This window comes from Streptomyces sp. NPDC059853 (genome assembly GCF_042731495.1).
Classification (GTDB): domain Bacteria; phylum Actinomycetota; class Actinomycetes; order Streptomycetales; family Streptomycetaceae; genus Streptomyces.
In genome coordinates, this window is sequence record NZ_JBHWJL010000129.1 from 1 (window position 1) to 13,368 (window position 13,368).

Here is a 13,368-nt window from a genome sequence, read left to right on the forward strand (position 1 = left end):
TCGACACCTCCACCACACCGGAGGTCTTCGCCTTTGATCAACCCCTGACCACTGTGACCACTGTCAACAACGCTCGTGATCAATACACCTAGGCCGCGTCCCGCCCCCGGCCGTCCTCGCCCTCACCGGGCTCACCGGGCTCACCGGGGTGGCGCCGCGGGCGCGGCGGGGGCGCCTCGCCCGTGTCCCACGGCCCTTCGACGACCTCGCCGTGACCGGGCTCGGGCTCCACGTACCCGCCCCGCCGGGGCCGGGCGTGCCGCCCGTGCTCGGCCGCCTCGCGGCCGGCACCGAACATGGCCGCCGCCGAGAGCAGCAGCAGCACACCGCCGATCATGGTGCTGGCCCAGCCCCAGCCGAGGCCGCCCTCGCCGAAGGTGAGGCTGTCGGCGACCTGGTACTGCCGCACCATCCACAGGATGGTGAAGCCGAGCACCAGCACGGCGGCGAGCAGCGCCAGCCACCCCGACCGGAAGACCAGCGCCAGCGCCGCGATCACCGCGGCCACCAGCATCACCAGGAACAGGCCGTTGAACAGCGCCGCCTTGTCCCCGGTGATGCCCACATCGGTGAAGAGCTGAGTGATCCGGAACGACCGGCCGGTGCGTGACCCGTACCAGTCCTGGAAAACACCGAGAAGGACCGCTGCCGCCCCGAGGACGGCGAGCACGGCCCCGAACACGTTGCGTATCATTTCTCGACCGTAAGCCGATTGCGGCCGCCTCGCATCCCGGGGAGGGGACCGCCCGCGCCCCCGCGACCCCGGCGGACGGCCGACAGGCCGCGGGCCACGCCCCGTTGACGGGGCCGGGCCCTGCCGCCGGGGCCGACCCCCGGGGGCTGACCTCGGGGGATGAGGCCCCTCCGGCACCGGCTAGGGTCAGCGGCCATGGTGCCCTTTACCACCGCGCGGGCCACGCCCACCGCGCTCACCCTGATCACCGCCGTGGTCTCGCTGGTCACCCTTCCTCTCGTGCGGCTGACGCTGACCGTGGTCGGGGCGTCCCCCACCGACCTGCCCGCCCTGCTGCCGGCCGCGGCCGGCGCAGCCGTGGCCGGGCCGCTGGTGTGGTGGCTGGGCGCCCGCTGGGCCCTGCCCGCCGCCCTCGGCGCGCTGGCCGCGCTGTGGACCCTGCTCATCGCGGAGCCGCTGCGCGTCGCCCCCCTCGTCGGGGCGGCGCTCGCCGTCGCGCTGGCCACCCTCGTCCTGCTGGTGCGCCGGCTGGCCGCCGCCGCCGAGGACGGCAGCGGGCGGGTGGCGCGCGGCCTCGCGCTCGCGGTCGCCGCCGATGTGACCCTGCGGCTGTTCGGCGACCTGTGGGACCCGCTGTGGCAGGGCGGGGCGCTCGCCACCGTCCTCGCACTGGTCCTGACCCTCGCCCTGGCCGCCGCCGTCTGGGCCACCGCGCAGGGCACCCCGCCGCCGGCCCGCGGCGGCGGCATCCAGGTGGCCCTGCTCGGCCCGGCCCTCGGCCTGTACACGGTGCTGGGCTCCCCGGCGTTCCTCGCCGTCTGGTCCGGGATACCGGTGACCCTGGCCGGGGTGTGGATCATGCTCGGCACCGCGATCGGCGTCGCCGCGCTGTCCGTCCCGCTGCCGCGCGGCGTCCCGATCGCCCTGCCGCTGGCCGTCACCTTCGCGCTGCTGCCCTCCCCGGTCGCCGCCCCGGCGGCGCTGCTGGCCCTCGCCGTCCTGCCGTACGTGGTGCGCCGCGCCCTGACCGCCTGGGAGCGCACGGCGGCCACCGGGCACGGGGCCCTCGCCGACCTGGCGCTGGCCGGCGCCGGCTGCGGGGTGGGCTGCGCCCTGGTGCTGATGCCCAGCCCCTGGCTGGTGGTGGCGGGCGCGATCGGGCTCGGCTGGGCGGCGGGGGAGTCGGCGCGCCCGGCACGGCTGCTGCGGCCGTTCGGCCCGGTGGTGGCGGCCAGCGTGCTGCTGGCCGTACCCCCGCTGGCCGGGGCCGCCCGCCCGGCGGCCGACCCGCTGCCGGTGGACACGGCGGGCGGCATGTACCGGCTGCTGAACTGGGAGGTGACCGGCACGCCGCCCGACGAGGTACTGGCCGGCATCCAGGAGTCCGGGGCACAGGTGGCCGTCCTGCACGGGGTGCCGCGCGGCACCCCGGAGGCGGGCGGACTCGACCTCCCGGCCTGGCTGGAGAAACGGCTGTCGGCCGAGACGGTGTGGGCGGCCGACGACGGCGACGGCCGGTCGGGAACCCTGGTCCTCACCAGCCTCCCGGTGAGCGAACGCGCGGAGGGCCCCGGCTACGCGGCGCTGACCGTCACCCTGACCGACGGCGAACCGTCCCGGATCGGCGCCGGAAGCGCCCTGGGGCCGCTGCTGCGGGAAGACGCCGAGGTGCTGGCGCTGCCACCGTCCGCCGCGCCGGGCGCGGTCGAGGAGTCCGGGTTCCACCCGGCGGGTGAGGGACGGATCTTCGCCCGTGAGCTGCTGGAGTTCGGCCCGGTGGAGGCCGGTCCGCCGGCCGTGACGGTGTACGTGCCGTAGCGCGCCCCGCGGCAGAACGGCCGCGGACAGCGGAACGGCCCGGATGACGCCCCCTCCACGCCACCCGGGCCGATCGGCACCGGATCCGTTCAGCGGTTCCCCCGCGGCCGCCGAACAGATCCCCCCTTGGAGACCGGCCGCGCACCCCTGTGCGACCGGACATGTATGAGCATGACAGCCGCTCATAAACGACCGCTAAACGCGAGAGGCGGGCCCCGAAGAGCCCGCCTCCCACCGGTCCGGCCGGCTGCCTCAGTCGGCTGGCGGACTGGTATCACCGCCGGGACAGCCGTCACTCGTTACCGGTGAGGTGGCTGTCCTCGAGGGGGCGGGTGTCGGTGAGGTGGCTGTCCTCGAGGGGGCGCACGTCGGTGGCGTGGCTGTCCTCGAGGGGGCGGATGTCGGTGAGGTGGCTGTCCTCGGCCGGGGTATTGATTATGCGTTCCTGGCCGATTGGGGCGTTCGTCACGTGGGCGTCGTGTGCCAACGCCTGAGTCGCAGTTCCTCCGACGACCGCAGTGGCGATGGCGAGTGTCGAAAGAGCATTCTTCGTGAAGGACATACGTGCCTCCTGTTGATCGGTAATGGACGGTTCCCCCGTTAGTCCCCCAGCCTGCAGTGTCAACCACCTCGGCCAGGGACGTATGTGAAAGGTGCCCAGCTTCGCACAGCAGCAACCGGCAGTGCGCTGGGGTGAGCTGGCACACAGCCGGTTGCAGATGGCTGTAACTACTTGATGGGCTCGGAGGTGATGTTGCTGTCCTCCAGCCGAGTGGGCTCTGAGGTGATGTTGCTGTCCTCCAACGGCTTCAGCTTGCCACCTTTGGGTTCCGAGGTGATGTTGCTGTCCTCGAGTACGGCGGGAACCCCCGTACCACGGCTGCCGCCCGCCTGCTTGGCGTCGGTCATGTTGAACTCCCCTATTTTTTTCCGAAAAGAGAGCAGGTCTCTGCCCCCTGCGGCACATACGGCCTGCCCGGCATCCCCCGTTTCCGGCTGCCGGCACAGAAGATGTCAGCAGTCGATAAATGTTTGCTGAACGCTTCAATGGTGCGGCTGGGGCATCCGGTTCATCTGATTCAGACGCCCGCTATGGTCAGAAGGTTGCGGACTTCCTCCGCTTCAGGGCTGTCTGACTCCTCGAAGAACTTGAGGGCATGCTTCCAGCAGGCTCTGGCCCGGTCGGAGTGTCCGATGGAATCGAGTGCCCGGCCGAGTACTGTCAGCACCAAGCCGCGACGCCAGTTGCCACCGATGTCCCGCAACTGGGACAGAGCGTCCTCGGCCTTCACGGCCGCTTCCGGCGCTTCACCAGCCTCCAGCAACGCCTCGGCCTGCCGATGCAGGGTCATCCCGACCCACAACGGCTGCCTGTGTTCTTCGAAGATATCGAATGCCACGGCGAGTTCCCGCAGCGCCTCATGGTGCGCGCCACACCGACTCAGTGCCACTCCAAGTGCGTAATGACCATTGGCAAGCCGGAGCACAGACCCCACACGCCGGTGGACCGCGAGCGCCCGTCTGGCCACCTCGACGGCTGCATCCGAGCGCCCCAGGGCACCCAGGACCCTGGACAGATTACTGAGTGTGTTGGCTTCCCCCGCCAGGTTGCCCTCGTCCCGGAACGCCGCGAGCGACTCCCTGAAGTAGGCCTCGGCCGCTGTGTTGTCGCCCCGGTACGAGGCGATGATCCCCCGCTCGGTCGGCGCCTGCGTCCGTACCACCGGGTCCTCGGCCGCCACGCCCAGCAGCATGGCGTGCTGGGCGTGCTCGTCGGCCAGTTCGAAGCGGCCCGCGAGGCTGTGCGCGAGGGTGAGCGCGAAGTGGGCCCGGCCCTGGGCGTGCGGGTCGTCCCACCGCCGGGCCACCTCCAGGACCGCCTCGCAGGCGACGACGAACTGCCGCGAGTACGCGCCCGATTCCGCCAGGCCCCGGGCCACCAGCAGCAGGTCGGCGGCCGAGCGCACCCGCTGGGAGGTGGCCACCGACTGCGCCGCGCTGAGCAGGCCGCCCGCCTCGGCGAACAGCCAGTCCTGGGCCTGCTCGTCGCTGTCGAACTCCGCGGCCGGCTGGTACGTCGTCTCCAGGTTCTCCACCAGCCGCCCGCCGGGCCGCTTCAGGGCGAACACCTTCGCGCTCGTGGCCAGGTAGAAGTCCAGCAGCCGCGCCAGCGCCGCCTCCCGTTCCGCCGGGGGCTGTTCGTCGCGTTCCGCGCAGGCCCGGGCGAACAGCCGCACCAGGTCGTGGAAGCGGTAGCGGCCGGGGGCCGCCGACTCCAGCAGCGAGGTGTCCACCAGGGACTCCAGCAGATCCTCGGTGGTGTGCAGGTCCCGGTCCAGCAGGGAGGCCGCGGCGGCCACCGAGATGTCCGGGCCCTCGGCCAGGCCCAGCAGCCGGAACGCCCGTGCCTGTTCGCCCTCCAACTGCCCGTACCCCAGCTCGAAGGTGGCCGCCACCGCCTGGTCACCGGCCTGGAGTTCGTCCAGCCGCCGCCGTTCGTCGCTGAGCTTGCGGGCCAGCGCCGACACCGTCCAGGTCCGCCGGGCCGCCAGCCGGGCCGCCGCGATCCTGATGGCCAGCGGCAGGAATCCGCACGCCCCCACCACGTCCATCGCCGCGTCCCGCTCCGCGCCGACCCGCTCCTGTCCCACGATGCGGGTGAACAGCGTCAGCGCCTCCTCCGGGCTCATGACGTCCAGGTCCACCAGGTGGGCGCCCGCCAGGTCCACCATCCGGATCCGGCTGGTGACCAGCGCCGCGCAGCCCGGCGTGCCCGGCAGCAGCGGACGCACCTGGGCGGCGTCCCGCGCGTTGTCCAGCAGGGTCAGCACCCGCCGCCCGTCCAGCAGCGACCGGAAGAGCCCGGACCGTTCGGCGACGCCGTCGGGGATCGCGGAGTCCGCCACCCCCAGCGCCCGCAGGAACGCGCCGAGCACCGCCTCCGGCTCGCTGGGGGAGGGCCCGGCGCCCTGGAGGTCGACGTACAGCTGCCCGTCCGGGAAGTGCTCGCGCGCCGCGTGCGCCACCTGCACCGCCAGCGTCGTCTTGCCGACGCCGCCGATCCCGGCGACCGCCGAGACCGCCATCACCCCGCCGCCGGAGGCCGCCAGTTCCCGGCCCAGGTCGCGGACGAACGAGGCCCGTCCGGTGAAGTCCGGTACGGCGGCGGGCAGCTGGGCCGGGCGCACCAGCGCGGGCGCGCCCTGCGGGACGTCCGCCGGCTGGTCGAGCGTGGCGTCGGCGCTCAGGATGCGCTGCTGCAACTCCGACAGCTCGGCGCGCGGCTCCACGCCCAGTTCGTCGATGAGGACGCGCCGCGCGTCCGCGTACACCGCCAGCGCCTCCGCCTGCCGGCCGCTGCGGTACAGCGCCAGCATCAGCAGTTCCCGCAGCTTCTCCCGCAGCGGGTACGTCGTGGTCAGCGCGGTCAGTTCGGAAACCGACTCGCTGTGCAGCCCGGCCTGGAGCGCGACGCCCAGCCGGGCCTCCAGCAGCACCACCCGCTGTTCGGAGAACCGGGCGCGGTGCAGTTCGGCCTCCGGGCCCGGTACGCCCGCCAGCGTCTCGCCGTCCCACAGGTCCAGCGCCGCCCCGTACAGCTCCAGCGCCCGGGTGAGGTCCCCGGCACCGGCTGCCGCCTCGGCGCCGGCGGTCAGCTCCGCCAGCCGGTCGCAGTCCAGCGCGTCGCCCTCGCGGCGGCGCAGCGCGTACCCGCCCAGCTCACTGACGAGGACGTCGGCTCGGGTGCCCAGCGCCTTCCGCAGCCGCGAGGCGTAGGTGCGCAGGGCGGCCACCGCCTGCTGCGGCGGGCTCTCGCCCCATATCGCGTCCACGAGTTCCTGCGCGGTGGCGGTGCTCCCGCGCCGCAGCAGCAGGGCGGCGAGCAGGGCCCGTTGCTGAGGGCTTCCCGTCGGCAGGTCGGTCTCACCGCTCCTGACCCGTAGCGGGCCGAGCACGGCGAACCGCAAGGCGGACGTGCGCACCGGGATCCCCTTGCCTTCGGCCATGGTGTCCTCTGCTTCTCAACCGCTCGTGAACCGCTGCTCGGGCGAACGTTGGAGTCTATCGGTCTGAACTCTCCCCGATAAAGAGTGGGTTAGACATCCACCGCGGGGCACGGGAGTTTCCCGCCGATTCGGCAGGTCCCCGCTCGTATGCTCGAAGAATGACGAAAAGCGCGCAGGGACCAACAGCCAACGCGATGCGGCGCGCGCTGCGCCGGGCCGGGGACGGGGTGGCTCTGGACGCCGCCGAGGCCGAGGTACTTCTCCAGGCTCGCGGCGCCGACCTGGAACGCCTGGCGACCGCCGCCGGCCGGGTGCGGGACGCCGGTCTGGAGGCGGCCGGCCGCCCCGGGGTCATCACCTACTCGAAGAAGGTGTTCATCCCGCTCACCCGGCTGTGCCGGGACCGCTGCCACTACTGCACCTTCGTCACCGTGCCCGGCAAGCTGCGCCGCGACGGTCACGGGATGTTCCTGTCCCCGGACGAGGTGCTGGAGATCGCGCGCCGGGGCGCGGCCGCGGGCTGCAAGGAGGCGCTGTTCACGCTGGGGGACCGGCCCGAGGACCGCTGGCCGGAGGCGCGGGAGTGGCTGGCGGCCGAGGGGTACGACGACACCCTCGCGTATGTGCGGGCCATGGCGATCCGGGTCCTGGAGGAGACCGGGCTGCTGCCGCACCTCAACCCGGGTGTGCTGACCTGGACCGACTTCCAGCGGCTGAAGCCGGTCGCGCCGTCCATGGGCATGATGCTGGAGACCACCGCGACCCGGCTGTGGTCCGAGCCCGGCGGCCCGCACCACGGCTCGCCCGACAAGGAGCCGGCCGTCCGGCTGCGGGTCCTGGAGGACGCGGGGCGCTCCAATGTCCCGTTCACCACCGGGCTGCTCATCGGGATCGGGGAGACGTACGCGGAGCGCGCGGACGCGCTGTTCGCGCTGCGCCGTATCTCCCGCGCGTACGGCGGCATCCAGGAAGTCATCGTGCAGAACTTCCGCGCGAAGCCGGACACGGCGATGCGGGGCACCCCGGACGCGGAGGTGGCGGAGCTGGCCGCCACCATCGCCACCGCCCGGCTGCTGCTGGGGCCCGCCGCCCGGATCCAGGCGCCGCCGAACCTGGTCGACGAGCAGTACGCGCTGCTGATCCGGGCCGGCATCGACGACTGGGGCGGCGTCTCGCCGCTCACCCCCGACCATGTGAACCCCGAACGGCCCTGGCCGGTGATCGACGCGCTGGCCGCCCGTACCGCGGCGGCCGGCTTCACGCTGCGCGAACGTCTCACCGTCTACCCGGAGTTCATCCGGCGCGGCGAGCCGTGGCTGGACCCCAGGGTGCTGCCGCACGTGCGCGCGCTGGCCGACCCGGACACCGGTCTGGCCCGGCCGGACGCGCGGCCGGCCGGGCTGCCGTGGCAGGAGCCGGACGAGCCGCTGACCGCCTCCGGCCGCACCGCGCTGCACCGGGAGATCGACACGGCGGGCCGGACCGGGGACCGCCGTACCGACTTCGACGAGGTGTACGGGGACTGGTCCGCGCTGCGCGAGGCGGCGGCGCCCGGCATGGTGCCGGAGAAGATCGACGCGGACGTACGGGAGGCCCTGTCGGTGGCCGCCGCCGATCCCACCCGGCTGACCGACGACCAGGCGCTGGCGCTGCTGCACGCGGAGGGCCCGGCGCTGGACGCGCTGTGCCGCACCGCCGACGAGCTGCGGCGCGAGGTGGTGGGGGACGAGGTGACGTACATCGTCACCCGCAACATCAACTTCACCAACGTCTGCTACACCGGCTGCCGGTTCTGCGCCTTCGCGCAGCGCCGCACCGACGCCGACGCGTACACCCTCTCCCTCGACCAGGTCGCCGAACGCGCCGCCCAGGCGTGGGAGGTGGGCGCGGTGGAGGTGTGCATGCAGGGCGGTATCCACCCCGATCTGCCCGGCGACGCCTACTTCGACATCGTGCGCGCGGTGAAGCGGCGGGTGCCCGGTATCCATGTGCACGCGTTCTCGCCGATGGAGGTCATCAACGGGGCGTCCCGCACCGGCCTGTCGATCCGCGAGTGGCTGATCGCCGCCAAGGAGGCGGGCCTGGACTCGATCCCGGGCACGGCGGCGGAGATCCTGGACGACGAGGTGCGCTGGATCCTCACCAAGGGCAAGCTGCCGGCCGCCACCTGGGTGGAGGTGATCAGCACCGCGCACGAGGTGGGGCTGCGTTCGTCGTCCACCATGATGTACGGCCATGTGGACAGCCCCCGGCACTGGCTCGGCCACTTCAGGACGCTCGCCGGTATCCAGCGCGCCAACCGGGAGAAGGGAGTCGCGGGCTTCACGGAGTTCGTGACGCTGCCGTTCATCCACACCAACGCCCCGGTGTATCTGGCGGGCATCGCCCGGCCGGGACCGACGGCCCGCGACAACCGCGCGGTCACGGCGATGGCCCGGCTGCTCCTTCACCCCTACGTCACCAATATCCAGACCTCCTGGGTGAAACTGGGGGCCGAGGGCGCCGCCGAGATGCTGCGATCCGGCGCCAATGACCTGGGAGGCACACTGATGGAGGAGACGATCTCCCGTATGGCCGGGTCGTCGTACGGCTCGTACCGCTCGGTGACGGATCTGCGGGCGATCGCGGAGGCGGCCGGGCGGCCGTCGCGGCCGCGGACCACGCTGTACGGTCCGGTGGCCGCGGAGCGCGCGGCGGCGGCCGAGGCGGGCGACGGGAAGCTGCCCGCGCTGCTGCCGGTGGTGGGCACGGGCACCGGTGGTGGCCGGTGACGGCGCCGGTCGCCGGCGCCATATGGGGGCGCGCGGAGCAGCAGGAGTTCCGCTCCCGCGTGCGGGGGTGTCTGCTGGGCGGGGCGATCGGTGACGCGCTGGGCGCGGGCGTGGAGTTCGACGCGCTGGAGGCGATCCGCGCGACGCACGGGCCGCACGGGGTGCGCGACTACGTTCCGGCGTACGGGCGGCGCGGGGCGGTCACCGACGACACGCAGATGACGCTGTTCACGGTGGACGGGCTGATCCGCGCCCATGTGCGGCGGGACACCGGCGCCTGGCATCCGCCCACCGATGTGCACGCCGCGTACCGCCGCTGGTACCGCACGCAGCACGAGTGGGGCCCGGACGAGCGGCGGGCGGGGGATGGCTGGCTGGCGCGCGAGGAGTGGCTGTACGCGCGCCGCGCGCCGGGCAACGCCTGTCTGAGCGGTCTGGCGGACGAGGTGATGGGCACCGTGGAGAAGCCCAAGAACCCCGACTCGAAGGGCTGCGGCACGGTGATGCGCTCGGCGCCGTTCGGGCTGCTGGTGGGCTGGGAGCCGCAGTTGGTGTTCCAGCTGGGGGTGGAGTGCGCGGCGCAGACGCACGGCCATCCGACGGGCCGGCTGGCGGCGGGCGCGTTCGCCGCGATCGTCCACGCGCTGGTGCGCGGGGACGGCCTGGACGCGGCCGTGCAGAAGGCGCTGGCGCAGCTGAGCAGTTGGCCGGACCACGAGGAGACCACCGACGCGCTGCAGCGGGCGCTGGGCGCGGTGCGGCAGGGGATGCCGTCCCCGGAGCGGGTGGCGGCGCTCGGGGAGGGCTGGGTGGCCGAGGAGGCGCTGGCGATCGGCGTCTACTGCGCGCTGGTGGCAGAGGACATGGAGCACGGGCTGCTGCTGGCGGTCAACCACGGCGGCGACTCGGACTCCACGGGGTCGGTGTGCGGCAATCTGCTGGGCGCGCTGCACGGCGAGACGGCGCTGCCGCCGGGCTGGCTGGTGGAGCTGGAGGGCCGGGCCGCGATCGCCGAACTGGCGGACGACTTCGCGCTGGAGATGACGCAGGGGCCGGCGCTGCACGGCCCGGGGGAGTCGTCGGCGGCCTGGCTGGAGCGCTATCCGCGCGGCTGAGCCGGGAGCACGGACGCCCTCCCCGCGTGGTGGGGGTGGGAGGGCGTCCGCACGGAAGGGGGCGGTGGCGCCGTGCCGGTGCGGGAAGGTGCGGGGAGGTGCGGAACGTACGGGGAGTGCGGGGCGGTCAGCGGGAGGGCGGGGGGAAGTGGGCCCGGCCGATCGCGCCGACGAACGCGGTCCACGGCCCGGCGCCGAACCCGAGCCGCGGCCCGGTGGGCACCTTGGAGTCCCGGACGCTGAACAGAGCGGGGGCGTCCGACCTCACCTCGATACAGGCGCCGTTTCCGCCGGAATAGGAGGACTTCGTCCAGGTGCGGGTCGTGCCCTGCTTCATTGCCATGGCTGCTCCGGCTCTCTCTCCCGGTGGGGGTGGGAGCGCCGCCGGTGATCATCCGGCGGCGCGTCGGAGCGACCGTACTCGTCCGGCCGGACACCCGACGGAGAACTTCACCCGACCGAATGATGAGCGCGTATTTCTCTTTACCGCATGGGCAGTTGACCCTACAATCTGCGCTTTCCCGGGGGTGTCCCGCGCCGGTCACCGGAGGACCCCACCGCGCGGGAGGAATCCCGCGCCCGTGCCGCAGCCGGCACGACAGCAACGAGCGCGCACAGCGGCGGGAGGCGGCCCGCGAACCCGCACGGGGCCCCGTGGCAGCCCAGCACGGCGGGGCGGCGTCCGGGCTGCTCCCGCCACTCGGCGGGGGTCCCCCCGACGATCGCCGGATATCCGCGGAAGTGTCCGCTCCTCCAGGCTGGTGGCGTGATACACCGCGCCCCCGAGCAGAAGCCCGCCGCCGCACCTCGGGCACCGGCCGGTGCGGCCGACCGTCGTGACGCCGGGCCACGGTGCGTGCCCCGCCACAGCGGCGGACCACGGAGGAAAGGAACCCTGTGAACACCGCGTCCGCCCCCGAGGTGACGGGTGCCGGCCCCCCACGTGCCCGCGAGACGCTCCGGGCGCTGCACGGGTACATCCGCCCGCACCGGTGGGCCGTCGCACTCGGTCTGTCGCTGGCCCTGGCAGGTGCGGCCGGCGGGTTGGTCCAGCCACTGGCCACGAAGGAACTGGTCGACCGGCTCTCGTCCGGCGGCACGATCGCCACCGTCCTGCTGGCCATGACCGTGCTGGTGCTGGTGAGCACGGTGGCCGAGGCATGCGGCGCCTATGTCCTGGAGCGGACGGCGGAATCCGTGGTCCTCGCTGCTCGCCGCGGGCTCATCGGCCGGCTGCTGCGGCTGCGGCTCGCGGCGGTGGACCGGATGCAGCCGGGCGATCTGATGTCGCGGGTGTCCGCCGACACCACCCTGCTGCGGGCGGTCAGCACCCAGGCGGTGGTCAACGCCGCGACAGGGGCGGTCACGCTGGTCGCGGCGGTCGTGGTGATGGCTGTCCTCGACGCCGTCCTGCTCGGCGTGACGCTCGGTGTGGTCGCGGTCGTCGTCGCCGGCGTCGCCCTGGTGGTGCCCAGGATCGGGCGGGCCACCGAGCGTGCGCAGGCCGCGGTCGGGGAGATGTCCACGGGCCTGGAGCGAGTCTTCGGCGCTTTCCGCACCGTCAAGGCGTCCGGCGCCGAGGAACGGGAGAGCGCCCGTGTCGAGGCGGCGGTCCGGCGGGCGTGGCGCCACGGGGTGCGCGGCGCGAAGTGGAAGGCCATGCTGGGGACGGCGGACAACCTCGCCGTCCAGCTGGCTTTTCTCGCGGTGCTCGCCGTCGGCGGAGCGCGGGTGGCGTCCGGGGAGATCCCCGTATCCACCCTCATCGCCTTCCTGCTGTACCTCTTCTACCTGATGGAACCGGTGTACCGGCTGATCGAGGCCGTCTCCGGTTACCAGGAGGGCGCGGCCGCGGTCTCCCGGATCAGGGAGGCGGAGGCCCTGCCGGCCGAGCCGGCGGTCGCCCTGGGGCGGGTGCGGCCCGGGGACGGGGCCGTCGTGCCGTATCCGGTGTCGGTCCGCTTCGAGGAGGTGTCCTTCCGCTACGCGCCCGGTCTGCCGTACATCCACCAGCAGGTGGACTTCGAGGTGCCGGGTACCGGGATGACAGCCTTCGTCGGCCCCTCGGGAGCGGGCAAGTCGACGCTCTTCTCGCTCATCGAGCGGTTCTACGAGGCGACCGGCGGCCGGGTCCTGGTCGACGGCAAGGACGTGCGCGAGTGGCCTCTGCCCGCACTGCGGTCCGTCATCGGCTACGTCGAGCAGGACGCGCCGGTCCTTGCCGGAACGCTGCGGGAGAACCTGGTCTTCGCCGCGCCCGGTGCGACGGACGACGACCTCCGTGCCGTCCTCACCCGGACCCGGCTCGACACGCTCGTCGAGCGTCTGCCGCACGGCGTGGACACCGTGGTCGGGCACCGCGGTTCGAAGCTGTCCGGCGGTGAGCGGCAGCGCGTCGCGATCGCCCGCGCCCTGCTGCGCCGGCCCCGGCTGCTGCTCCTGGACGAGGCGACCTCGCAGCTGGACGCCGCCAACGAGCTGGCCCTGCGGGACATCATCGCCGAGACGGCACGCGAGACCAGCGTGCTGGTGGTGGCCCACCGCCTGTCGACGGTGACGGACGCCGACCGCATCGTCGTCATGGACGGCGGCACGGTCCGCGCGATCGGTACCCACGAGGAACTGATGGCCACGGACGAGCTGTACGCACAGCTCGCCGCGACCCAGCTGCTGACCCCGGCGGGCCGCCCCTCCGGGTGAGACGGGCCGGACCGGAGAGCGACGACCCCGTCGTCCCCAGGGAGGGCAACGGCTCGTCCGAAGGTGGTGAGGTGGGTGCTGCGGGCTGCTGTGCCCATCGGGTTCTTCGCACAGCCCGGTGCGGGCGCCGGCGCGCCGGCTGTCCGGACACTGGCGGCGGGGGCCGGGCCGGTAGCGGTCGGGTCGGGGCCCGGGCGGCCCAGCCCCCCGCCCCGCCCCCGGCTCAACGGACCTATAGCCCGGGCATGGTGGCGGCGTTGAGC

9 protein-coding genes are annotated in these 13,368 nt (G+C 73.5%); 4 read left to right on the forward strand and 5 right to left on the reverse strand.

Annotation, left to right across the window (positions count from 1 at the left end; translation table 11 throughout):
• Positions 1-88 precede the first annotated feature (88 nt).
• Positions 89-694 carry a hypothetical protein gene (locus tag ACFV5N_RS15650; RefSeq protein WP_385599325.1) on the reverse strand — a complete coding sequence of 202 codons (606 nt, stop codon included), beginning with the start codon at positions 692-694 and terminating at the stop codon, positions 89-91.
• A 195-nt stretch (positions 695-889) separates the two neighbouring features.
• Between ACFV5N_RS15650 and ACFV5N_RS15655 the strand changes: the two genes are divergently transcribed.
• Positions 890-2,512 carry a hypothetical protein gene (locus tag ACFV5N_RS15655; RefSeq protein ID WP_385599328.1) on the forward strand — a complete coding sequence of 541 codons (1,623 nt, stop codon included), beginning with the start codon at positions 890-892 and terminating at the stop codon, positions 2,510-2,512.
• A gap of 292 nt (positions 2,513-2,804) precedes the next feature.
• On the opposite strand, the gene ACFV5N_RS15660 is transcribed toward ACFV5N_RS15655, so the two are convergent.
• The 3 genes from ACFV5N_RS15660 to ACFV5N_RS15670 all read right to left on the reverse strand — a co-directional run bounded on the left by ACFV5N_RS15660 (position 2,805) and on the right by ACFV5N_RS15670 (position 6,519).
• Positions 2,805-3,074, reverse strand: a complete 270-nt coding sequence (locus ACFV5N_RS15660) for a hypothetical protein (protein WP_385599331.1) — start codon at positions 3,072-3,074, stop codon at positions 2,805-2,807.
• Positions 3,075-3,241: 167 nt separating this feature from the next.
• Positions 3,242-3,421: a hypothetical protein gene (locus ACFV5N_RS15665; RefSeq protein WP_385599334.1), complete on the reverse strand. Its 180-nt coding sequence runs from the start codon at positions 3,419-3,421 to the stop codon at positions 3,242-3,244.
• 170 nt (positions 3,422-3,591) lie between these two features.
• A complete protein-coding gene (locus tag ACFV5N_RS15670; protein WP_385599337.1) occupies positions 3,592-6,519 on the reverse strand; it encodes a BTAD domain-containing putative transcriptional regulator in 2,928 nt (975 codons plus the stop codon).
• 158 nt (positions 6,520-6,677) lie between these two features.
• Here ACFV5N_RS15670 and ACFV5N_RS15675 point away from each other — a divergent pair, with 158 nt between their 5' ends.
• Both ACFV5N_RS15675 and ACFV5N_RS15680 read left to right on the forward strand, forming a co-directional pair.
• Positions 6,678-9,290 carry a bifunctional FO biosynthesis protein CofGH gene (locus ACFV5N_RS15675; RefSeq protein ID WP_385599340.1) on the forward strand — a complete coding sequence of 871 codons (2,613 nt, stop codon included), beginning with the start codon at positions 6,678-6,680 and terminating at the stop codon, positions 9,288-9,290.
• Positions 9,287-10,405, forward strand: a complete 1,119-nt coding sequence (locus ACFV5N_RS15680) for an ADP-ribosylglycohydrolase family protein (RefSeq protein WP_385599343.1) — start codon at positions 9,287-9,289, stop codon at positions 10,403-10,405. The genes ACFV5N_RS15675 and ACFV5N_RS15680 overlap by 4 nt, the downstream gene beginning before the upstream one ends.
• Positions 10,406-10,532: 127 nt before the next feature.
• Here ACFV5N_RS15680 and ACFV5N_RS15685 read toward each other — a convergent pair whose 3' ends face one another.
• Positions 10,533-10,748 (reverse strand): DUF397 domain-containing protein, encoded by a 216-nt coding sequence (locus ACFV5N_RS15685; RefSeq protein WP_375065605.1) that lies wholly within the window; start codon positions 10,746-10,748, stop codon positions 10,533-10,535.
• A gap of 554 nt (positions 10,749-11,302) precedes the next feature.
• Here ACFV5N_RS15685 and ACFV5N_RS15690 point away from each other — a divergent pair.
• On the forward strand, positions 11,303-13,105 hold the full coding sequence (locus ACFV5N_RS15690) for an ABC transporter ATP-binding protein (RefSeq protein ID WP_385599346.1): 1,803 nt from the start codon (positions 11,303-11,305) through the stop codon (positions 13,103-13,105).
• Positions 13,106-13,368 lie beyond the last annotated feature (263 nt).